The 22,758-nt window shown below is 50.4% G+C and carries 23 protein-coding genes; 7 read left to right on the forward strand and 16 right to left on the reverse strand.

All coding sequences use genetic code 11. The features are described from left to right. Positions 1-2: 2 nt before the first annotated feature. The 3 genes from A9B99_RS16800 (at position 3) to yajD (ending at position 1,442) form a co-directional block, all read left to right on the forward strand. Entirely contained in the window at positions 3-716 is a 714-nt protein-coding gene (locus A9B99_RS16800; protein ID WP_064599466.1) for an SDR family oxidoreductase, read from the forward strand. Between the two features lie 62 nt (positions 717-778). Beyond that, positions 779-1,087, forward strand: coding sequence for a class I SAM-dependent methyltransferase (locus A9B99_RS24425; protein ID WP_331710063.1), 309 nt, complete (start codon positions 779-781; stop codon positions 1,085-1,087). Positions 1,088-1,094: 7 nt separating this feature from the next. Continuing rightward, positions 1,095-1,442, forward strand: a complete 348-nt coding sequence (yajD, locus tag A9B99_RS16805) for an HNH nuclease YajD (protein ID WP_036109773.1) — start codon at positions 1,095-1,097, stop codon at positions 1,440-1,442. Between the two features lie 18 nt (positions 1,443-1,460). On the opposite strand, the gene A9B99_RS16810 is transcribed toward yajD, so the two are convergent. After that, a complete protein-coding gene (locus A9B99_RS16810; protein ID WP_064599468.1) occupies positions 1,461-2,402 on the reverse strand; it encodes a LysR family transcriptional regulator in 942 nt (313 codons plus the stop codon). 161 nt (positions 2,403-2,563) lie between these two features. On the opposite strand from A9B99_RS16810, the gene A9B99_RS16815 reads away from it, so the two are divergent. Continuing rightward, the gene (locus tag A9B99_RS16815) at positions 2,564-3,313 is read left to right on the forward strand and encodes an SDR family oxidoreductase (protein WP_064599469.1); all 750 of its coding nucleotides are present in this window, start codon (positions 2,564-2,566) and stop codon (positions 3,311-3,313) included. A gap of 52 nt (positions 3,314-3,365) precedes the next feature. On the opposite strand, the gene A9B99_RS16820 is transcribed toward A9B99_RS16815, so the two are convergent. After that, the gene (locus tag A9B99_RS16820) at positions 3,366-4,814 is read right to left on the reverse strand and encodes an aminotransferase-like domain-containing protein (RefSeq protein WP_064599471.1); all 1,449 of its coding nucleotides are present in this window, start codon (positions 4,812-4,814) and stop codon (positions 3,366-3,368) included. 182 nt (positions 4,815-4,996) lie between these two features. Here A9B99_RS16820 and A9B99_RS16825 point away from each other — a divergent pair, with 182 nt between their 5' ends. After that, positions 4,997-5,188: a DUF1127 domain-containing protein gene (locus tag A9B99_RS16825; RefSeq protein WP_064599473.1), complete on the forward strand. Its 192-nt coding sequence runs from the start codon at positions 4,997-4,999 to the stop codon at positions 5,186-5,188. Between the two features lie 67 nt (positions 5,189-5,255). On the opposite strand, the gene A9B99_RS16830 is transcribed toward A9B99_RS16825, so the two are convergent. The 13 genes from A9B99_RS16830 to A9B99_RS16890 all read right to left on the reverse strand — a co-directional run bounded on the left by A9B99_RS16830 (position 5,256) and on the right by A9B99_RS16890 (position 17,581). Further along, on the reverse strand, positions 5,256-6,581 hold the full coding sequence (locus A9B99_RS16830) for a 6-phospho-alpha-glucosidase (protein WP_064599476.1): 1,326 nt from the start codon (positions 6,579-6,581) through the stop codon (positions 5,256-5,258). An 11-nt stretch (positions 6,582-6,592) separates the two neighbouring features. Next, positions 6,593-8,200, reverse strand: a complete 1,608-nt coding sequence (locus A9B99_RS16835; RefSeq protein ID WP_064599478.1) for a PTS transporter subunit EIIC — start codon at positions 8,198-8,200, stop codon at positions 6,593-6,595. A gap of 134 nt (positions 8,201-8,334) precedes the next feature. After that, positions 8,335-9,072, reverse strand: coding sequence for a GntR family transcriptional regulator (locus tag A9B99_RS16840; RefSeq protein WP_064599480.1), 738 nt, complete (start codon positions 9,070-9,072; stop codon positions 8,335-8,337). Positions 9,073-9,366: 294 nt separating this feature from the next. Further along, on the reverse strand, positions 9,367-9,555 hold the full coding sequence (locus A9B99_RS16845) for a hypothetical protein (protein WP_064599482.1): 189 nt from the start codon (positions 9,553-9,555) through the stop codon (positions 9,367-9,369). Positions 9,556-9,632: 77 nt separating this feature from the next. Next, entirely contained in the window at positions 9,633-9,842 is a 210-nt protein-coding gene (locus A9B99_RS16850; RefSeq protein ID WP_064599484.1) for a YdgH/BhsA/McbA-like domain containing protein, read from the reverse strand. A 182-nt stretch (positions 9,843-10,024) separates the two neighbouring features. Next, positions 10,025-10,816 (reverse strand): histidinol-phosphatase, encoded by a 792-nt coding sequence (gene hisN / locus A9B99_RS16855; protein WP_064599486.1) that lies wholly within the window; start codon positions 10,814-10,816, stop codon positions 10,025-10,027. A 103-nt stretch (positions 10,817-10,919) separates the two neighbouring features. After that, entirely contained in the window at positions 10,920-11,402 is a 483-nt protein-coding gene (locus A9B99_RS16860) for a hypothetical protein (protein WP_064599488.1), read from the reverse strand. Then, positions 11,399-12,178 (reverse strand): winged helix-turn-helix domain-containing protein, encoded by a 780-nt coding sequence (locus A9B99_RS16865; protein ID WP_064599490.1) that lies wholly within the window; start codon positions 12,176-12,178, stop codon positions 11,399-11,401. Before A9B99_RS16865 ends, A9B99_RS16860 begins: the two co-directional genes overlap by 4 nt. Before the next feature lie 32 nt (positions 12,179-12,210). Further along, the gene (locus A9B99_RS16870) at positions 12,211-13,182 is read right to left on the reverse strand and encodes a Csu type fimbrial protein (RefSeq protein ID WP_064599492.1); all 972 of its coding nucleotides are present in this window, start codon (positions 13,180-13,182) and stop codon (positions 12,211-12,213) included. Continuing rightward, positions 13,173-15,398: a fimbria/pilus outer membrane usher protein gene (locus A9B99_RS16875; protein WP_231889207.1), complete on the reverse strand. Its 2,226-nt coding sequence runs from the start codon at positions 15,396-15,398 to the stop codon at positions 13,173-13,175. Before A9B99_RS16875 ends, A9B99_RS16870 begins: the two co-directional genes overlap by 10 nt. Positions 15,399-15,408: 10 nt before the next feature. After that, positions 15,409-16,134 carry a fimbrial biogenesis chaperone gene (locus A9B99_RS16880; RefSeq protein ID WP_197499285.1) on the reverse strand — a complete coding sequence of 242 codons (726 nt, stop codon included), beginning with the start codon at positions 16,132-16,134 and terminating at the stop codon, positions 15,409-15,411. Positions 16,135-16,179: 45 nt separating this feature from the next. Continuing rightward, positions 16,180-16,665, reverse strand: coding sequence for a Csu type fimbrial protein (locus A9B99_RS16885; RefSeq protein WP_064599498.1), 486 nt, complete (start codon positions 16,663-16,665; stop codon positions 16,180-16,182). Between the two features lie 325 nt (positions 16,666-16,990). Next, entirely contained in the window at positions 16,991-17,581 is a 591-nt protein-coding gene (locus tag A9B99_RS16890; RefSeq protein WP_197499286.1) for an EAL domain-containing protein, read from the reverse strand. A gap of 521 nt (positions 17,582-18,102) precedes the next feature. Here A9B99_RS16890 and A9B99_RS16895 point away from each other — a divergent pair. After that, positions 18,103-19,395: a citrate synthase gene (locus A9B99_RS16895; RefSeq protein ID WP_064599504.1), complete on the forward strand. Its 1,293-nt coding sequence runs from the start codon at positions 18,103-18,105 to the stop codon at positions 19,393-19,395. Positions 19,396-20,060: 665 nt separating this feature from the next. After that, entirely contained in the window at positions 20,061-21,659 is a 1,599-nt protein-coding gene (locus tag A9B99_RS16900) for an APC family permease (protein WP_064599506.1), read from the forward strand. Between the two features lie 142 nt (positions 21,660-21,801). Here the strand turns inward: A9B99_RS16900 and A9B99_RS16905 are convergent, their stop codons facing one another. Then, entirely contained in the window at positions 21,802-22,671 is an 870-nt protein-coding gene (locus A9B99_RS16905) for a winged helix-turn-helix domain-containing protein (RefSeq protein WP_064599508.1), read from the reverse strand. Between the last annotated feature and the right edge of the window lie 87 nt (positions 22,672-22,758).

Consider the following 22,758-nt stretch of genomic DNA (forward strand, 5'->3'; position numbering starts at 1 on the left):
TAATGAAAAGACAGCGTATTTTGATTGTTGGGGCTGAGAAAGGGCTTGGGCTGGGGCTGACAGAAGCTTATTTGAAAAAAGATTGGGAAGTTTTTGCCACGCACTTACCAGATGCTGATGTATCTTCCCTGCTTGCTCTGGAAAGGGATTATCCGGATAACCTCACGACCGGCGAGATTGATGTAACTGATGCGAGCCATATCAGGCCCTTTATCGACAGCCTTGGTGCACGGGCGTTTGACATTATTTTTATGGTTGCCGGGATCTACGGACCCTTGCATCAGTCCGTGTTGCAGGCGTCGGATGCTGAATTCCAGCAAATAATGATGACCAATACCTTTGGGCCTGCCCGTCTGGCCAGACACCTTCTGCCGTTCATGAAACCTGCCAGCACGCTGGTTTTTATGTCGTCACACCGGGGCAGCATTGCGGGCAATACCGAACCTGGCATAGGTCTGGAGCTCTACCGTGCCAGTAAAGTGGCGTTGAATATGCTGGCTCGTTGTATTTATATGGATCTGAAACAGGGTGAACATACTGTACTGTCTGTTCATCCGGGCTGGGTCGCGACAGCGATGGGCACGCTGGACGGCGCAGTTGAAGCAGAGATTGACGTGAAAACCAGCGTCAACGGAATGGTTAATGTCATTGAGCTACACCGTAATGATAAAAAACATCTGTTCCTTGACTATGAAAATAACACCTGGCCCTGGTAAAAAACGGCGAAACGAGCCAGCAATATCGCTGGTTATTCTTTCAAACGTCTGCCTGGCGCACAGTGGGCATTTTTTCTCTGGCACGGCATTCACACAATAACCCAACATCATTTCTTTATCTGACGGCCGCCTTCCCGTTGAAATTGTCCGCTCAGTTTCTTATGGGGGATATGTGCCACTTTTTTCAGCTACAGAATTCCATGTTCGAGTTGATTATTGATGGCAGTTGTCTTCATTGCTTGGTCAATGAGGCGCGGCCTCGCTGTTTTTCAGAAGTGAGAAGGTTACTGACACCAGCAGGCCGGTTTGTTCGCCAGACACTTTCCCCCGTTATGGGATATAGTGTGAAATTATTTCTACTCGACAGGTAATACGGCAATGGCTCTGATCCCTAAAAACTACGCACGGCTGGAAAGTGGCTACCGTGAAAAAGCACTGAAAATCTACCCGTGGGTGTGCGGGCGCTGTTCACGCGAGTTCGTGTACTCCAACCTGCGTGAATTAACGGTTCACCATATCGATCACGACCATACCAATAACCCGGAAGATGGCAGTAACTGGGAATTATTGTGTCTGTATTGCCATGATCACGAACACTCGAAGTACACGGAAGCGGAGCAGTACGGCACAAGCGTTGTGGCAGGGGAAGATGCACAAAAAGACGTTGGTGCTGCCACCTATAACCCATTTGCCGATTTAAAATCGATGCTTAACAAGAAAAAGTAGTACCAGCTATGCCTGCCACTATTTGCCCGGTTGATGAATGCCAGGTTGATGAGGCGCACCCGCCACACGTTGCGGAAAGAATTCCAGCAGCCATTCAATAAACACACGTAACCGGTGTGTGACGTGGCGGTTTTGTGGGTAAACCACATGGAAAGGATAGGGTGCCGGGCGCCACTCCTGCAGAATTTCTGTCAGCACACCGGCTTCGATTGCCTTTCCGGCACAATAACGGAATGTCTGTACAATCCCTATCCCGGCCAGGGCTGCCGCCAGGTGTGCATTGCTTTCGTTAACACCAATACGGTGGTCAATCTTAATTTCTTTTCTCTCTCCCTGGCGTTCGAAGCGAAACGGTGTGGCCTTGCCATTTTGTGGCGATACATAGCTCACCAGCCGGTGCCCGTTTTTCAGTTCCTCTGGGGTAGCCGGTGTCCCGTAGCATTTGAGGTAAAATGGAGTGGCGCAGGTAACGAAAGTGGCGGAGCCAATATAACGGGCAACCAGCGACGAGCTTTCCAGTGCGCCACCGCGAATCACGCAGTCCACGTTATCACTAACCAGGTCTACTGAGCGGTCTGAAACGCCTAAATCAAGGCGAATATCGGGGTAACGGGCCAGAAAATCCGGCAGAGCGGGAATTAACACATCGCAGGCAGTGGAACTACCGATATCAACACGTAACGCTCCACGTGGTTTGCTGCGTGCGGTACTGAATGCGTTGTCGATATCTTCCAGGTCGCGCAATATTCGCGTGCTCTTTTCATAATACTCATGGCCCTCTGGCGTGACTGTTACGCGGCGGGTGGTGCGTTGCAGTAAACGAACGCCAAGGTGTGCTTCCAGTTCCTGAACCAATTTACTGACCGTGGCGTTAGGCATATTCAGTGAATCTGCCGCCCGGGTGAAATTACCTGACTCCACAACCCGGGCAAATACCCGCATGGCTACCAGTTGGTCCATTTTCACCTCCACGTATCAGTTTTTCTTGATTATACACACCTGTGAATAGTCATTTTAATTTTTCGCTATTTTTCAATAAATATGCCCGCGGTACTGTAGCGCCATACACCGCACACATCGGGCGGGTTGCTAAATAAGACTGCTGAATAGAGGAAATGAAAATGAGCAAACAACTGAACGGTAAAATTGCATTAGTTACCGGTGGCACCAGTGGTATTGGCCTGGCAACAGCAAAAGAGCTGGTGGCACAAGGTGCCCGGGTATTCATCACTGGCCGCCGCCAGCAAGTGCTTGATTCCGCCATCGCGGATATCGGCGGTAGTGTTACCGGAATTCGAGCCGATGCATCGGTACTGGCAGACCTCGATAAGGTTTACGCGCAAATCGCGAAAACAGTCGGGAAACTGGATATTCTCTTCGCTAATGCAGGCGGTGGCGATATGCTGCCTTTGGGCGAAATCACCGAAGAGCATTTTGACGACATCTTCGGCACCAACGTGCGTGGCGTGTTGTTCACCGTGCAAAAAGCACTGCCGTTGTTGACGGACGGCGCGTCCGTCATCCTCACCGGTTCAACCACCTCAGTGAAAGGGACTGCCAGCTTTAGCGTGTACAGTGCCAGCAAAGCCGCTGTGCGTAATTTTGCCCGCTCCTGGGTGCTGGATTTGAAAGTGCGCAATATCCGCGTGAACGTGGTCAGCCCGGGCCCAATCCGTACACCGGGTCTTGGCGGCCTGGTGCCTGACGAATACCGCCAGGGGTTATACGACACGCTGGCAGCTCAGGTGCCGCTGGGCCGCCTGGGTGAAGCATCAGAAATTGGCAAGGCTGTGGCCTTTCTTGCCTCCGATGCAGCAAGCTTTGTGAATGGCATTGAACTGTTTGTTGATGGCGGCATGGCGCAAATTTAAGTGAGTGAAACGCCGGGCTGTTGCGCACATCCTTGTGCAACTGCCTGGCGTGTCAGACTGGCGCTTTCGGTGGTGTGAGTGTATTAGCGTCCTCCAGCGCTTCATACACCACATTACCAATCTGGCGCAGGGCTTCCCGGTTGGTTTCGGTTAATGGCTGGGCACAGTTAATCCGCAGACAATTACGGTATTTGCCCGATGCCGAAAACATCGAGCCCGGAGCTACCTGAATTTTAAGCTTTGCCAGGCAGCGAGAAACACACACCATATCCACCTGTTCGGGGAGTTCTATCCATAACATGTAGCCACCTGCCGGGCGGGTAACACAGATGCCATCGGGGAAATCCTGGCGAACCCAGCAGGTCCAGGCTTCCATGTTTTGCTGGTAAACCCGGCGCATACGGCGCACATGGCGGGTATAATGCCCGTCACGAATAAACGCTGCTACCGCCAACTGTGTGGCAGGAACATTAGTGCCTGCGGTGGCATATTTGGCGTGCAGTACCCGGTCAAGATACCGGCCCGGTGCAATCCAGCCCACCCGCAAACCCGGTGCCAGGGTTTTGGAAAATGAACTGCACAACAACACGCGCCCGTCTATATCAAAAGATTTAACGGTGCGTGGGCGCGGGTAGTCGTTAGCCAGCTCACCATAAATATCGTCCTCAAAAATCACAATATCATGGCGTTGCGCCAGAGAAACAACGGCGCGCTTACGGTCGTCCGGCATGATAAAGCCCAGGGGATTATTGCAATTGGGCACCAGAATAATACCTTTAATGGGCCACTGTTCCAGCGCCAGTTCCAGTGCTTCAATACTGATTCCAAGGCAGGAGTCCGTTGGAATTTCAATGGTTTTAATACCAAAACCACGTAACATTTGCATGGTGCCGTAAAACGAGGGTGACTCAACCGCCACAATATCACCGGGCTTGCACACCGCCAGCAGGGCGGCACTGAGCGCGCCCTGGCAGCCGCTGGTAATGACGATGTCATCGGCACTAACCAGGGTGCCGCTGTCTACCATTAAGCGGGTAATTTGTTGACGTAATTCGGCTTTTCCTGCCAGGTCGTCATAACCCAGTACGGTATCAGGATTGTGTTGCACCTGGCGGCTTAATTCACGCCACAATGGTTTAAGTGTCGTCTGGCTCAGGTCAGGTGAGCCACTGCCCAGCGCCAAAACTGTTTTATCTTTCCGGCTTTCCAGCAGGGTCATGATTTCATCCCACTGTGTGACATCCACTGGCCGTTGTACCGGGCGGCTCATTGCGGGGACGGGGGGTTGTGCTTTACATGGCGCAACAAAGTAGCCTGAACGGGCCTGGGGAGTGATCAGCTGCAGGTTTTCCAGTACCTGGTAGGCCTGCTGAACCGTACTGATGCTGACACCGTGCTCGGCGCTTAATTGTCGCACCGACGGTAATTTCTCTCCACTCTTCCAGAGCCCCTGTTCAATGCGCTGAGCAAGCAGTGTTGCCAGATATTGGTAACGAGTCATGCTGTATCCCTGATTGATGCCATACAGAAGAGAAAACCAGTACAGACTGGGTGAAAAAACACCATGCAGATCTCATATTGAGTTATCTGTACGGTAAAGAAAAGTAATTTTTGCATCTGTATTGGTGCGGCCTTTCCCTGCGATGATAAAGCCACGGCATCAAGATGGGGGGCAGGCAGATAATGGAGTTTTATGAAAACCGTTCCAGGGCACCGTTTAAAGGCTTTGTGCTGATTTGGCAGGCATGGAAACACTGGCGGGCGCGCCGTAAAACACAACGTGTGTTATCGCATTTAAGTGATGCGCAGTTAAAAGATATTGGGTTGTCGCGCAGCGACGTTGCCGACCCGATGGACAGAGCCTGGCCGCGTTAATATTCAGGCTGAATGGCACTGACGCAGGGCTATATGAATGGGCCTGCGCCAGTGCGTTACGCTGTGTTTAGTGCAATTCCGGCCACCAGGCTTTGTTTTCAGTAATCAGTGCATCTAATATCCTGCGGGCTTTTTTCGCATCCACAATAGTACGGTTTAATGTCAGCGCCTGTAATGCTTTGGTGTAAGACCCTTCGAACCAGGCCTCAACTGTTAAGCGTTCATAGGCGAACTGTTGTTCGATAAGCCCTTTATAAAAGACCGGAATTTTACCTACGCCATAAGGCCTTGGCCCATGGCAACCGATTTCTGCGGTAACTTCCACCATCACATCATCATCAAGGTTTTCCACCAGACCCTGGTTAGGCACCATGACAATAAATTTCTTTTTCAGGTTAAAGGCGATGGATTCCGCGAGTTCGACAATCATGTCGCCGTGCGCATCATTATGCACAACATGAACATTCCGGGTGGTACCTTCTGCTACTGCCTGGCGGCATTCATCAAAAACCCGTTTTTCCCGCCCGTCCATTACTTCGTTAGCGCGGGTATAGTGGGAATTGAGCTTGCTCAGTTTATATTCAGGGTAAAGATAATATTGCAGATAGGTATTTGGCAGGTAATCCGGGAAATCGCGCAACATATCCGCGACTGCGGCGTAGGTTTCCAGCCAGGATTTATCCCGCTGTTCGGCATCAACCGGTTTGAAACCATTCTCAGCAATAAAGGATTTCAGTACCGGAGCCAGATCCTGGCCGTGTTCATCGTATAAATGAGTAAACCAGCCAAAATGGTTCAGGCCAAAATAGACCGGGTCAAAGGTTGACGGGTCTTTGCCCAGCAGGCGTCCATAGGAACGCAGCAGGTTGACGGGCTGGTCACAAATATTCAGCAGGCGCTTTTCGTCCGGGAAGCGTTTATTCAGGGCATCAGCAACAATCGCGGCCGGGTTGGTGTAGTTAAGGATCCAAGCGTCCGGTGAATACTGGCGCACCTGTTCGACCAGGTCAATCATGTCGCCAATGGACCGCATACCATAAGCAAAACCTCCGGCCCCACAGGTTTCCTGGCCAATCGCCCCCAGGCTAAGAGGGATCTTTTCGTCCTTCTCCCTCATGGCAAAACCGCCAGTACGCATTTGGCAGAAAATAAAATCCATATCGCGAAAGGCTGTTGCTTTATCCGTTGTGTAAGTAAATTCTAATTCCGGATAAGATTCACTGAATAAAACTTTGGCAAACTCACCAATCACTTTCTGGCGTTCTTCATTGATGTCAAACATCACCAGTTTTTTTAATGGCAGGCGAGATTTTAATTTACATAACGCTTTGAGCAGACCTGGCGTCCAGGTGGAACCACCACCGACAAGGACAATATTAAATTCTTTCTTCATTACGAATTCCCTTAATGGGTTGGTTGTGTCAATAAATGTTGTTTTACAGCAGTGGCAACACTTTCCACCTGTGGGCCGTAAATAACCTGAATATCGTGTTCTGTTGCCCGAATAAACCCACTGGCACCGGTTTTCCTGAGCAGGCTTTCACTCACTTTTTCTGTCTGATGTACTTTTACCCGTAACAGGGTAAAGCAGCAGTCCACTGCGTGAATATTTTCTCTGCCACCAAGCCCGGTAATAATTTGTTCACTCAGCGTATCTTCCTGGTGGTGGGCGCTAACCACGGCAGGTGTTTCACTGTCTGTTTCACGCCCAGGCGTTTTGACATTACTGCGTAAAATAATCCATTTAAATGTGAAGTAATAAGCCGGTGCCCAAATGCAACCGAGTAACAGGCTGAACCACCACTGTGTTGCTTTCCCACCCAGAACACCGAACACCATAAAATCGATAAAACCACCCTGGATATTGCCAATCATAATATGGAGTAATTGTGAGCAGGCGAAAGATAAGCCGGTCATAATGGCATGGAAAATAAATAATACCGGTGAAACAAAAATAAAACTGAACTCCAGCGGTTCCGTAATGCCGGTAGTAAAAGATGCCAGCGCGCCAGCCAGCATCAGCGCTTTGACTCGTTGCTTATGCTCAGGCCGGGCGCAGCGGTAAATAGCCAGTGCAGCGCCCGGTAAGCCAAACATCATCACCGGAATTTTCCCCTGAGCCAGAAAGCGAGTGGCATGGCGGGTAATGGTGTCGGAAATCTCTCCCGGATGCGCCAGCGCATAGTTAAAGATAGACAGCGCGCCAGTAATACTCTCACCATTTATGTGAAGCATGCCGCCCACCGGAGTAAACCGAACCGTTTCATTAAGAATGTGGTGTAACCCGGTTGGAATAAGAATACGTTCAGTAAAAGCATAAATAAATGTCCCAAAAGGGCCTGATTCACCAATAAACTGCCCAAGGGAAATAATGCCGCTGGCAATAACAGGCCAAATCAGTGATGTGGTTACCCCGGCTAACGGTAAAACCATGACTGTAATAATCGGGACAAACCGCCGCCCGCCGAAATAGGCAATAGCTGTGGGAAGTTTTATCGTGTAAAAGCGGTTATGCAGCAGTACGGTTATCAGACCACTGAGCACGCCACCTAATACACTCATCTGGTATGAAAATATCCCCAGTACGTGGGTGAATTCGGCAGAATACATTACTGCAGCAGACTGTGTCATTCCGCTGGAAATAAGTGCCGTGGCCGAAGTGGTTTCTGGTGTCAGGCCCTGGATGGTTAAACTATAATTAACGCCAACATGAAAAGTGATAAAACCAATAACCGCTGCCAGTGCTGCAGTGGGTTTTTCATCTTTTGCCAGACCAATTGCCGTGGCAATACAAAATAGCAGTGGCAGGTTAACAAATAATGCACCTGATACTTTTCTGATAAAACCAATAACTGTTTGCATGGCCTGAGCATGAATAATGTGCTCACCAACGATGGCCGGGTTTTGTAGGGCAGCGGCAAGGCCAAGAAATATTCCGGCAGCCGCAATAACAGAAATAGGCATCATCAGTGCTTTGCCTAAATCCTGTAGAAAGGCACCTGTCCTGTTCATTCTTTTTTCCTGTAATTAATGTGCATGGCACGGGGCACTGCTCGGGAATAAGTATAAGTGTTTTGTATGTATAGTTGTCTAGCCCAGTGAATAAAAAATAAGCTTACGATCACAAACTGTTTTCTGTGACCGGGTTAGTCTCGGGTTGCTGTCAGGGTAAAGCGGTAGTGTTGCTGATTATAATAAATATCGGAAATTTCGAAGGGGCCAAACCCGCGTAACATGGCGACAGAGGTGGCATGAAGCACTGGCTCCTCCCGGTTGATGCCCAACATATCGCGCACTTCTTGTGAAGGCAGTTCAGCCCGAATCTCTTTCTCGGAGCGTTCAACCGTAAAACCTTTACGGGCAATATAAGCATATTTCGAACGGTTGAGATCGGTTTCACTCAGGTCGGAGAAAGGGGCGGCCAGCATCCAGGATTGTTCAAAGACAAAAGGCACATCACCCACTAAACGCAGGCGTTTCATAAACCAGATATTCGTACCCGCAGGAATATGTAACTGAGCGGCAATGGAAGGCGGGGATTTTTGCAGCACGAGGCAAATCAGGTGGTTGGTGACTTCTTTGCCTGCTCCGAGAGTGGCTTCGCTGGATGAAAGATGCCTGTCCAGCGGCAGTGAAATACGCAGGTTATTTTCCTGCCGGGCGACGAAAGTACCCTGCCCACGGCGGCGTTCAACTTTTCCCTGGCGAACCAGGTAATCCACTGCTTTACGTGCAGTCATGCGGGAAATTGAGAATTCAGCACACAGTGTATTTTCCGACGGAAGTGCATCGCCAGGCTTTAACTTCCCACTGGCTATCTCTTCGCTAAGATATTGCTCAAGCTGTAAATAAACCGGTGTACTGGAATATTTATCTATCATCATTCATGCCCCCCGCATCATGCCGGAATGATAGCGGCATGCCTGGCAAGTGACAATCGCTGTTGGTGTTAGTGAAAGATATGTCACTGATTTACTTTGCGGGCAGAGAAAGCATTCCGTGCACAGAGTCAAACAGCGCGCAGGTGTTCATTACCATTCCAGGAGAAAGTGCCGTTCAGCGCAGAGCGTGTTTGTTGCAAAGCAGGACAAGAGGTGTTGGTGAAGAACCAGAGATAAAGGGCATTCGTGCAGGGCGGGGCAGGTGGAACCCTGCCCGGAGCCCCGGCATTTACTGAATTACAGCATATTACCGGCAGTCAAATTTTCTCTGTCGAACGCGTGGCTGGCTTCAATATGGTTCTGGTGAACCGTGTTGTCGATATTTGACCCGGCTTCCGGGCGCGAAAACGTGTTGCCTGCAGCCATGGCACCTGAAGAAAATGTAGCAACCAGCAGCAGAGCGGTAACAAGATTTGTCTTTTTCATTTTGTATTCCTTCTGTTGGTTAACCTGCCACTGCCGCAAGCACGTTAAGACTGGCGGCCTGGCAGAGGGCGCACGGCTTATTTGCTCAGGTTGGCAGTCATATGCACCTGGTTGCCAACGTATGCTTCTGTGATGTTGTAAGCTGCACCAGCCTGTTTTGCCTGCGCTGCGATTTGAGCTTCAGCGCCATCCAGTGTGGAAGCCGTTGCGCTAATGGTCTGCGCGAAAGCACCAAAAGACATTACAGAAAGAGCAGCAATTGCAACGAAAGTTTTGATGGATTTCATGGTCGTATTCCTTAAGTTAGTTGGTCTGTATAAGGCGTTTCGCCTTGATGTGATAATAGTAAGGTGACCACGGTGTGATTAAAATTAAAACAATTTGCGGATATCATTCAAAATAATTGATGTTTGAAGCGGGGCGGTATTCGAGTAGAGAGATTGCCAGCCCGGGGCTGGCAACACAGGTGTTATCCGTTCAGGCAGTCCAGCACTGTCTGGTGCAGTACCGGGCAACCAGTGGCAACAATATTGCCACCTTGTTCTGGCCTGCCGCCATCCAGGGTGGTAATGGCACCTCCAGCCTGTTCAATCAGGGGAACCAGTGCGGCGATATCGTAAGGTTGAAGGCCGTATTCGACACAAATATCAATATGGCCTGCGGCAACCATGGCGATGGCGTAGCATTCACCGCCATAGCGGGTCATCAGTACACGTTCGGCCAGGTCAGTAAAACGGATTGCCGGGAAGCGGGGAACAGGTTCAGGCGAGGTAGTGTGTAAAATCGCCTGAGACAGTGAAATACCAGTACGGGAAGTGAGGCGGTGTTCGCCATACGGGCTGCGCCACCAGGCCGCATTACCATCAGCCCAGAACCGTTCCTGGGTGAAGGGCTGACTCATCATCCCCATGCGCGCCCGGCCATGTTCATACAACCCAATCAGTGTTCCCCAAACCGGTAAACCACACAGGAAAGGGCGGGTGCCGTCCACAGGATCCAGCACCCATTGCAATGGGCCACTCCCTGTTGCCCCAAATTCCTCACCGAGAATGCTGTGTTCCGGGTAATGTTCCGTAATAATCTGGCGGATTACCCGTTCTGCTTCCCGGTCTGCATCGGTGACGGGGTCAAACCGGAACCCCTCCTTGGGCTTGCTGCCAACATGCAATTCCTGAGCTGAACGAAAACGCGGAAGAGTCTGCTGTGCAGCGGCATCTGCCAGTTGGTGAAAGAACGCGATGTCCGGTAACGCATGTGCCATGATTGCCTCCTGTAATCAAAATAGGTGCCCAGTATATATCGGCAATATGAAAGCTGGCTGACACCACAGGCAGATTGTTTGATTTCAAGTGGTACTTCCGTTCTTATTCAGTGCAAACCAGAACGGGAGAATAAAAATCACTGAGATTCACTGCGCCGCCGGGCAGGCGGTTGAAGCGCAATTGTTGGTGCTCACCCACTTTCAGGCCAATAATTGTGTGGTCAAACAGGCCAGCCGGAAGGCTTTGCTGGCTGTAAGGTATCACGCTGGTTACCCGCACATCGTAAAGGTTATTGTGTAACGTTTTCCACGAGATTAACGCCTGGCGGGAAACGGGGACTTGCTGATTGTGGTAAGTATAAATGCCCTTGATATTCAGGCTGCCTTCACCATCAGGTAAAAAGTTAGCGACAATTTCACCGTCAAAACGCACCGGGGCGCTCTCCAGCGTATCGTGGTACACGAGGTTACCGTGGCAACTAAAATCCAGCGGAGCAGAGTGGATGTGCCAGCCAGTCAGGGTTGCTGACAGCATAACGGTTACAGTGCATACGCTCAGGTAAAACCAGCGTGGCCGACATTTCATGATGACCACCCTCGGAAATAGTGAGTCAGACAGGTTTCGCTGGTTTGCTGCGCCAGCGAGCACTCAATGATCGCCAGTTGCCCGTTGCCCTGATAGACAATTGCATCCTGTGCATGCAGATAAAATACCGTGCCCTGCTGGCAGGACAGATGTTCAATGGACAGAGCCGTTTTCGCCAGAGCCTGTATTGGTTTTTGCCAGGCATCGGGCAGTTTGGTAAAGGTGTAGACCGGGCACTGATTAACTTGTGTTAACAGGAACACCGGCGTTGCAGGAATAGCGGCGGGTGCCGGGGTCAACACCACAAACAGTATGCTGGCCAGGGCGACAGCGAGTGGGAATAACCACGGTGCCTGTTTCCTGCGCACCGGGGTGTTTTGCAGCGGTATTTTTTGCCCCCGGCTTTCCTGTGACGGGCTCTCAATAGGGGAAAGCCCTGATTGCTGGCTGACAACCAGCTCACTGTTGAACATAAAGCCCACCCTGGGCACCGTGATGATAGTGGGAAAATTCAGGCCAAAACTGCTCAGTGTCTTACGCAGGATACTGATGTACTGGTTCAACGAACTACTGGAACCTCGCAGCCCACGTTGGTCCCAAATTTCATGCAGCAGGGTATCGCGCTCCACCACAATCCCCTGGTGGTGTATCAGTAATGCCAGTAACAAGTTAGCGGTTGTGGTGAGGGTGATACTCTGATCATCCGGGGTACTGATATGTGTCAGCACGCCATCTTCAGGGTTGTAAATTACTGTGGAAGCAATCAGCCAGGTCATTTTGTTTCTCTGTCTTTCTGTTTACAGGGTGCTTAATAACTCAGCGTGACGACAACATCATCGGTGTAGGTCGCTGCTGCGGGGGGCGACTGTGCGGGAACAACGCCATAAATGGTGTAATCCTGGACATTCCCATTGCTGTTGGTTGTTTCCAGCGTATTTTCCCCACGGTTGTTCCCCCAGGGGGATGTGGTTGCGCTGTCCTGCCAGAGTGAATAAGCCAGGCAGTCGCCACTGGCACTGCAAAGTTGCCGCGTGGTGCCCGTGGCATGGGTTCCGTTATCAAGACCTATCGAAAACTGGGTTCCCGGAGGGCAGTGGGTGCGTAATGTAGCGGTGGAGCGTATGCCAGAACGGATACTGTCAGCACTGACAGTACCGAAGTCGAGCGCACTGACACTTTCAATAAAGCAGCCAGTAGAAATGGTTGCATTCGCGTTACTGGAGCTGTCAGTGGCACTGCCGCTACTAATGCCGTTCTGGCAGGGGGTTAACGTGCTTTGTTGGGTACTGGTGTTCCAGGTGATTTTTATTCCCAGTGAATAGTTAAAGTAACTTCTGGCGGGCACCGGGCTCTGGCCGGATGGCATGCGGGCAATTAACGGGAAAGTGCCGCTTGTTTGCTGATTGTTTCCGGCAGAAAACACCTGCTGTATCAGGTTACCACTTGTTGAAGATGCCAGCATTTGCGAGCTGTCGCTGGCGTTGTACAGATTAAATTGCAATGAGTAAGTGTGGCCCTGTTCATCGCCGTTAGAGGTCATAATGAACGGGGGTTCTTCCTGGCTGGACAGGCAGACGGCAAAGTATTGGGTTGTGCCATAATCTGCCTGGCACGCGTAGCCCACACGGGTTTGCGTTTGGTTAACACTGTCTGTTGCGATGGTGCCAAAAGCAATACTGGCGCCATGGGTTATCCAGCAACTGGCGGCCATAGCTTTTGCCGGGCATATCAGGCAAGCGCACAGGCAAGCCACTTTCAGTATGTGAGCCATCACTGACATAGAATATTCCCTGGTTGCAGATAAGCCTGCCCGGCAGGCCTGGCGGGCAGGCGGGCATGGCATCGGTGTTGGTTAGTGGTGACTTCCAGTTCAGCAGGCAGTGTCGGGTTCTCCAGCCAAATCATGCCATCACGGGCCACACTTTTGGTGGTACTGTCACCCTTGATTCGGACCTGGCTTCCCAGGGGTAACGGGGCACCGTGGGCATCAACCAGGCGCGCCACAACGGAAAGCGCTTCTTTCATGCCAAAATCAACCAGCACGACCTGCCCGGTTCCTGGTGAAATATAGCGCTCCGTTACCGGTGTCAGAACGGAGGCCGGCAGCTTAAGCGGGTCGATGGATATTTTGCTGGTGTGGTATCCTGGCAGTTCTGTTAGCAGTAACCATCCCTTGTCGTCTGTCCTGCCCGCCAGGCGGTTTTCCTGGTAGACCGGAACCGATGGAATACCGTTACTGGACACCAGCGCAACCCCCTGGTGGCTTTGGCGCATGGCATAGATGTGTCCACGGAGCAGCGTCAGGCTGCCTTCGCCCGTTAACCAGCCACTGGTTTCTGTTTCCGCTTTGTTGATACCGAGGTGCCATTCGCCATAGCGGTTAAGGTTGCCAACATCAGCATAGTGATATTGTTGGTAGCCATTGGATTGCCCGGCATCCCAGGACCAGCCGCCCTGGTCATTATCGGCCTGGTGGCGATAGCGCCATTGCTGGCGACTGCCACTACTCTGAACAGAGACCTGGTCATGAAAACCGAATGGAACAGCCAGTGTGAAGTTGATTTGTGAATCTCTGCCGGCAATATCCCGCGTCCAGGTTATGTTGGTATTCACCCCGTGGGAAAAGGTTTTGGACCACGAGGCGTTCAGGTACTGTTCATCGTTTCCTGCGGTGTGCTGGCGTACCCAGCCCATGCCAAGTTGCCCCAGTGGCCCTAACCGGGTACTGGCCCAGACGGCGTCACTGCGCCGCGCGGCCACAGCGCCACTGGTGCTGGCGATATCGGTAAACGTATTTTCCCGCAGCGTGGTACTGGCAGAGAATGCGTATCCCCGGCCATTCCATTGCCAGCCAACACCCCACTGCTTCCCAGGTGCCGTAAGGGAATGGCTGACAGCGATATGGGCGCTTAACACGCCAACCCAGGGTGATGGTAGCCAGTAAGCACCGACTCCGGCATTCCGGGCTGCGCGTTGTTGTTCGGTATGCAGTGCCAAAGTCAGTGTGTTATTGACACCATAGCGCCAGCCGGCATCCAGCATCGGCTTCGCAGCATAGTCATTTGAGTTAAGGCTGTAATTTTGTCGCATCCAGCCCACATCCAGCGTACCGCTGCTCAACCCTGCGGCCAGCATCTGCGGCGCACCGTACAAATCCAGTGAGACCACTTTACGCTGCCCATTGATATCGGTAATCACAATGTCGGCCTGACCATTTCCCGTGAAAGTGGGTTGTGTGGCGAGAATATACTGGCCTGGCACAACTTGCTGGCTGCTCTGTTTCAGTCCGTCGATGTATAAATCCACGGTTGATGGCAGTACTGCGGTACTGCTGTATTCGGCTCGGGGTGACGTATTCAGTTGTGGCGTCAGTTGAAAGTTGCGGGCAAGATGAATACCACCAAAACGCACCTGCCTGCTCCAGCTAACACCGGAAGTAATAGCATCGCCCAGCGTCAGGGAAATTTGGTGCTGGCTGTCATCCAGTTGCCAGGCGGTCATTAGCCGGGTAGTCCGGTCCTGCGTTTCTTGTGGGTTTTCTGCCACACGGCTGTTAAAGCTACTGTAAAGGGTACCGGGAAGCCATCCTGATGATGTCAGACTGGTTTGTGCGCAGGCATATTGGTAGCCAGTCGAATGAGTGGCATTCAGGCTGTAGCCCAAAGTCAGATGACCCAGGCGTGTGTCAGTAGTGGGCATGCCAGGTTGCACATCGTGGGGCTGGTTTTCCAGGTACTGGCGCCTGGACAATGCGGCCATTCTGGCAGACAGGAATAACTGCTGGTTAAGCGCATCGAACGTGGCTGATATACCCGGTATATCACTTAATTTAACCCATTCACCTTGCGGTAATTTGCTGCTGGCAGGGCCAATGCCCAGGGTGCGTAAATCCTGCTGCTTAAGCCCTATTTCCGTGCCAGCTACTTGTACGGCATATAATCCCGGTGACTGAGCCTGATTAACACTGACTGACAACCATTGAACATGACTTCCCACGAGCGTTGTTTCAGCGCAGGTGAGTTGCGGCTGTAACCCTGTTAAAAGTAGCAACAGTATGGTTGAGCGGGCATTCATAAGGCACTTCATTGAGTGTCAGTTTCAAAGTGACGGCCTGATTCAATAACGATGCAGGCACAGAAATAGCCTGCCAGGATCCGGGTAACAGATAACCGACTAAACCATCCTCATGGTGCAGCTGGCGGCCCTGCTGGTTTTCGACTTGCAAGTCACTGAGTTTTATATGGCGCGAACCCTGGTTGTGTAATACCAGTTGCCGGTGGGCAGAGTCCCACTGGCAGGTGGCTGTTTTACGGTTATCATTGCCGGGAAGTGAATGGCTGGCGATAAACACCGGAATGGAATAGCGCAGCAAAAAATGGATGGCATGGTGGTCATCCTTGTTCGCTTGTTCGCCGGGCAGTTCATCAATAATCAGCCGAAAACTGTGCTCTTTATCTGCGGTAAAAGGCTTAAGCGCAATCAAGCGGATAAGTTGCTTTTGACCTGCCCCCAGCGAGGTTATTGCCGGGCTGCTGACCAGTGTCGTCGTGGGTTCAAGAACGTCTTTCCCGTTCACCTGATTCCATTGATACAGGCGAATTTGCGCACTTTCTTGCAGGCTACCTGTGTTGGTGAGCCATACAGCTGTGGCTTGTTGTTCAGTTGTCATCCCGATATTCACCGGGGCAACCTGTAAGGTGGCCGCAAGTGCATAGTGTGTAAGCGCCAGCATGAAAAACGGCCAGGAAATGAGAATGAGTGCTCTGGTTTTCATCGGTTAATAGGTTAAATACAGGTTTACATCGTCGTCGTACTGGCCTGCGACCGCGCTTGTCAGTGCGTTGGCTTCAATCACGCCATACAGTGTCTGGTTTTGTAGGGTACCGGTGCCAGTGCTTTCCAGCCCGTCAGTGCTGGTGATTTGCTCTGACTTACTGGCGTCACTGTAGAGTTTGTAGGCAATGTTCGCGGCATCTGTCATATCACTGGATGGGTGCAGGTAGAATGTGCCGTTTGCCTGATCTGCAGAATCTGCGGTGAGTTTCCAGGGCGTGCCTTTGGTACAGGTAATACTGAGTTCACTGCTGGCTGTTATCTCGCTGGTATCAGCAGAGCTGTGCCGGGAAAAATCCATATCACTGGCTGAGAGTGAGCAGGACTTCATCACCTGCAGCGTAACATGCATGCTGGTATTATCATCCGCCTGGTTGGCGAAAGAAATCACTGCCAGTGCGCAGGCGTAAGCAATATTTTTAACCTTCATATCAATATGTTCTTATTTAAGAAAATCTGGCTTTGATAATGACCGGTAGGTGTTTCTGGAATCCGACTGAACTTACCGGGGAACCGTCGTAGCCGTTCAGGGCCCGAATGTTTAAGTGCTATATAAAGTAATATTCAAAATTAAAAAAGAATATAAAAAGATAAAAAATATGGCGCATTCCTGGTATTGTGAATGAAATGAGAATAAAAATAACTGGTGGTTTATTTAGTTACATAAATAGGTTTGGGAGAAGTAATCACGCTTCACGCTGTAAGAATAAAAAACCGGTAGGCTGTGTATTTTTCTGAATTTATCCGGCAGGGGTTTACAAATTAAATGAATGTGCAACTGGTTTCCACATATAACCCTGGCCATAATCGGCCACGCTGATTTGTGCTGATAAAAAGTCGTGGTGGTTTTCTATACCTTCAATCAATACCTTATCACAAAGTGTCTGGCACTTACCGACCAAATCATTGAGGCGCTTTTGGTACCCGCGCAGGTTCCAGAATACATGTTTATCTATTTTAACCCCATAAAAAAAGAATCTTTCTTTGAGCAGAAACTGAATCAAAGCGGGGGTGACATCATCGGCCCATACCTGAATGTTCATTGCGTGTAATTGGGAGATGCGTTGGCGTAATTTTCTGATCTGTACCGATGAGAACTGCACTATATTACACAGGTCGGTGAGTTCGAGTGCAAATTTTGGTCGGTAGAAATTATGGCCAGCGATCACTTCTGCCATTGTTGATGACAGGAATACGCCTGAGTCAGCATTAATATAATAGCGCTGAGCACAGGGTGTATAAAGTGCATAATTTACCTGGTTTGCAAAAAGTGATATGCGTTTTTCCTCGGGAAGGGAGGAGAAATATACTTCCGCGTCGATATTGGGACGCAGTGTTGACAGCATTTCCCAGGCAATGATTCCCTGATTGTTAAGGCGGCGAATAGATTCGAATTTGTAACCTGTAAGCATCGTTGATGCCAGTCCCTGCTGATATAAATAGGAGTTGCAGTGTGAACAAATTATGTCTCTTATGGTATTTATAAATGAATTAACGAAGTTTTCGGTGTGTTTATCTGATTTTTTATATCTATTTGATTTTTAATTCTGATTATTTGAGGGCTTATAGCGCATAAAATACTGAGGAGGTCACATCTGGATACTGGAATCGTCTTTGCGCAGGGCTACCTGAAAGTGGTAGTGTGGCTCAGACAGTGCGACTAATCAGGTGTTGACGCATTCTCGCCAGTACCCGCTGAGCAGATATAGCAATGGACGTATAGCTATACCGGGCAATGTGATGTTTGACGAGTTGATATCAAAGAACCCAATACCGGTGATATTTACTATTACTCTGGTGGGGTCAGGTGCTGATACAGGGCCGCATCGCTCATTATTGATACTTTGACAGGCAGGAAGAGATAAACATCATGACACAACAACTTACCCTTTTCTCAGACGATAACTCGTCGGTGGGGCTGGATGTGCTACCCGGTACCCTTGGGCAGTCAGCTCTGGATCTGCGCCCGTTAGGGCAACAAGGGCTGTGTAGTTACGACCCAGGCTTCAGTAATACCGCCGGGTGTAAATCTGCTATTAGTTATATCGATACTGAACAAAGCATACTGCTACACCGCGGTTACCCCGTTGACCAGCTGGCGATGCAGTGTGATTTCCTGGAGTTGAGTTATATTCTGCTATACGGTGACGCACCAACCGAAGAGGAATATCAGGCATTTAGCCATACAATTACTCGCCATACACTGGTGCACGAGCAAATGGCCAGAATGTGCAGTGGCTTTCGCCGTGATTCCCACCCGATGGCGTTAATGTGTGCATTGGTAGGGGCGCTGGCGGCTTTCTATCATGAAATGGTTGATGTCTCAAACCCGGAACATCGCCGGCTGGCTGAAGTGCGCCTCATTTCAAAAATGCCAACGCTTGCAGCCATGAGCTATAAGTATACGGTTGAGCAACCCGCCAATTATCCACGTAATTCCCTCTCCTATGCCGGTAATTTTCTGCACATGTTGTTTGGTATACAGGCTGAACCCTATGTGGTGAACCCGGTACTTGAGCAGGCAATGAACCAGATTTTAATCCTCCATGCTGATCACGGGCAGTGTGCTTCCACCACGACTGTGCGCACCGCCGGGTCATCTGGTGCGAATCCTTTTGCCTGTATTGCTGCTGGCCTGGCTTCTTTATGGGGGCCACAACATGGCGGGGCCAATGAAGCCTGTATGAGCATGCTGGAAGAGATCCGTGAGATTGATGAAATACCGGCATTTATTCAGCGCGCTATGGCACAACCTTCGGTATTCCGCCGTCTGGGTTTTGGTAATTCACGTTATACCCATTCGGATCCGCGTGCGGCGATTTTACGCGAAACCTGCCACAAGGTGCTTAAAGAGCAGGGGATGGAGGACAGCCTGTTACAGGTTGCCATGGCTCTGGAAGATATCGCCATGAATGACAGCTACTTTATTAAGAATAAGTTATTCCCAAGTGCGGATTTTTATACTGCGGTGATTCTTAAAGCGATGGGCCTGCCATCAACCATGTTTACGGTTGTAACTGCCGTGGGGCGCACTCTGGGCTGGGTTGCACACTGGAATGAGATGCATGAAACCGTCGATGAACCTTTGCAGATTTACCGTCCGCGCCAGTTATACACCGGCCAGGCACGGCGAGATTTCGTCTCCCGCCGCCAGCGTTAATTTGCCGGAACGGGCATACTGACAGGCAACAAAGTACCAGGCACTCAGGCACCAATAAAGTGGGTATACCGCTTTATTGGTGCCAAACCTGGACTCCACTCACCGGGCTTAACGCCGTTTAGCTCACATGACGCCAGCGTTAATAAGTTATGCACTTTTTTTGTGCGCTATGCGTTATATTGGTGCGCTGCGCCAGCCTCCAGTGTTAATTAGCCTGAACGGGCATACTAACAGGTAACAAAGCTCCTGAGGCTCAGGCTCCAGTGAATCAGGCATAACGCTTTATTGGTGGTGTAAAACCTGGATGTCATTCGCCTGGCTTAACGGCGTTTATCTCGCGTAATACCCGCCCTGACTACTTCTGCACTATTTTTGTGCATTGCGCACTATTAAGGTGCGATCAGGTTGCTGTTTGCAAATACCCTGTCGTTTATCCGTCGCCCACTTGTCTTATCCTGGCCGAATTAACCGGCCAGGTTTGCAAATTTCATTATTCATTTACCTTGCGACACCTTAATTATAAAAAGACACATTTATTTACCCATAGATACTCTGGCTGGCATACAACCTGCTTTTGAAGTCCTGTCACACAACACATCACATCAACAAAACGTTCAGATAGCCGGGCCAGTGAGTGCCGGAACTGAAAATAAGAGGTAGGTCAGATGGTGAAACATGGGCTGAAAAAAGGGTTGGGATTAGTTGATCTCACTCTGCTGGGAATAGGGTCAATGATTGGCTCTGGGTGGCTTTATGCTGCACTCACCAGTGCAGGATATGCCGGTGCACAGACAGGCTGGGCATGGATCCTGGGTGCCATAATTGTATTATTAATCGGACTGGTTTTTGCTGAATTATCATCGGCGTTACCACGCGCCGGGGGATTTGTTCGTTACCCTAACTACTCACATGGTAATGTAGTTGGTTTTGTCATTGGTGTGAGTTCATTACTTGCTTATACCAGTACGGCAGGGGTGGAAGTAGAAGCGGTACGCCAGTATGCCGTTTACTGGTGGCCTGCACTGGGTCATACGGATGGCAGCCCGACAGCGGCAGGTTTTGCGGTCCAGATTGGCTTGTTGTTAGTCTTTTTCTTGCTGAACTACTGGAGTGTGAAAGTCTTTGGCCGGGTTAATACCATTGTTACCGCTTTCAAATTTATTGTGCCATTGCTGACAATTGTTACTCTGTTCATGTATTTCCACGGCGCCAACCTGGATGTGCCACCGCCACCGCCTGGTGGTGCTCACGGCATTTTCTCCTCACTGACCGGAGCCGGGATTGTTTTTGCATACCTGGGGTTCCGCCAGGCAGTGGATTTCGCCAGTGAAGCAAAGAACCCGCAACGCGATGTTCCGCTGTCTATCATGATTGCAATTGGGTTAAGTTTCGTTATCTATTTGCTGCTGCAATATGCTTTCCTGGGGGCAGTACCATCTGAAGCGCTGAGTGCGCACGGTTGGGATGGACTGAAACAGGTTCTGCAATCACCTTATGCTGATCTGGCTCGCAGCCTTGGCATTACCTGGTTGATTAACCTTATCCTGGTGGATGCGGTTATCTCTCCTGCAGGCACAGGCAACATCTACCTTGCTGGCGCAAGCCGCGTATTATTTGCCTGGGCGCGTAATGGCCATTTATTTAAAGTGTTTGGCAAAATAGACGAAAAATCAGGTGTGCCGCGCGGTGCTTTATGGCTGTCTCTGGTACTGGCTATTGCATGGACTTTGCCCTCTGAATTCCAGGTCTGGGGTGGGTTGATTGGCGCAGTGACTTCCGCAACGGTCTTTACTTATCTGCCAGGTCCGATTTCTGCCGGGGCTTTCCGTCGCCATTTGCCTCATTTACACCGTCCTTTCCGCCTGCCGCTGTTTAATCTGTTGAGCCCGCTGGCTTTTGTTGCCAGTACCATGTTGGTTTACTGGAGTGGCTGGTCGGTTAACATCATTCTGCTGCCTATTTTGATTGTTGCCTGGGCTTTGTACGCACTGTTTGCAAGGAAAGGAAAACATCATCAGCGTGATGTGGGGTGTGCATGGTGGTTATTGGCCTATTACATTGCCATGATGGTTATTTCCGGGCTTGGCACGTTTGGCGGCTCTGGGGTCATCAGCTCACCCTGGGATATGTTCCTGTCAGTCGTTATCAGCCTGGTGTGCTACTACTGGGGTGTCAGCGCCAGTCTGACAATACCAGAAATTACTGAAGAACAAGATGAAACGCTGGTGGCTGAGCACATGAATCAAGAAGGTTACGCTCAGTAATGCCCTAAATTGATAGCTTGAACCATTCAACGGCTGCTGTCGTTATCCCGCCTGGGTGAAAAATAATACCCAGGCGGGACTTTCATTATATTTCTGCCTGAATTGTCTGCGCCAGACACGTTGTCGCCCGGTGGCTCAGTGTTTACTCCACTAAGTTACTCAGTACCTTTTCAGCATTATTAGATATGAAACTGACGCAGGACTGCAGGGTATCCCTCTCTTTTTCGCAAGAGGCAACATAGAAACGCCCGGTAGATTTTTCAAATACGCCAGGGTCGGCCTGAAAGAAAAATACGCCGGATTCACGACACGGGAGCTCACTGGAAGCAACTAACTGGCTTGCCAGAGTAATGGTATTGGGATGCCCTTCATTAGGGTGCGGCGGCAGGCTGTAAAGTTCACAATGGCCAATAACACCAACCCGCTTTGCTTCATACACAGAGGATGAACCGGTTAAATGGAGCAGGGTGACCAGCCCGCCTGCAATTAGCAGTACCAGCAGTGCCAGCACAACGGTATATGGTGAGCAGCTGCGTTGATACCATGCGCATCCTTTTTTGGGGGGCTCCGGTAACGTTGTGGCAACTCGTTGGGCAGGATATGCCGGGGGCTGTATTGGTTCCTGTACCATGAACCTTGCCTGGAGATCTTCCTTACTTGATGGCGGTGGAGCGGGAGGGAGGCGGGTAACGTTAATTTCCCGGGAAAACATAAAACCCAGTCGCGGCACTGTCTTGATAATTTCGCCTTCAAGACCAAATGCGCCCAGTGACCGACGAATGGTAGAGATGTACTGGTTCAGACTATTGTTTGAGCCTTCCAGACCATGGCGCGTCCAGACATGGTAAATAATGTCGTCACGCATTAATAACTCACCCTGGCGTTCGAGCAAAAGCCATAGCAGACGGCTGGCTGTAGTAGTCAGAACCGTGTTACTTTCATTGGGTGTGCTCCACCAGATAGCGCCATCATCCGGGCGGAAATACAGCACTTTATCAATTAGATAAATCATCAGACATCCTTTTTGATGAAATAATTCAGGTGTAACAGTTATCTTGTGCTCTCATGCATTACAGCAATATGTATTGACTGCCATACA

Source organism: Mangrovibacter phragmitis, from assembly GCF_001655675.1.
Lineage (GTDB): Bacteria > Pseudomonadota > Gammaproteobacteria > Enterobacterales > Enterobacteriaceae > Mangrovibacter > Mangrovibacter phragmitis.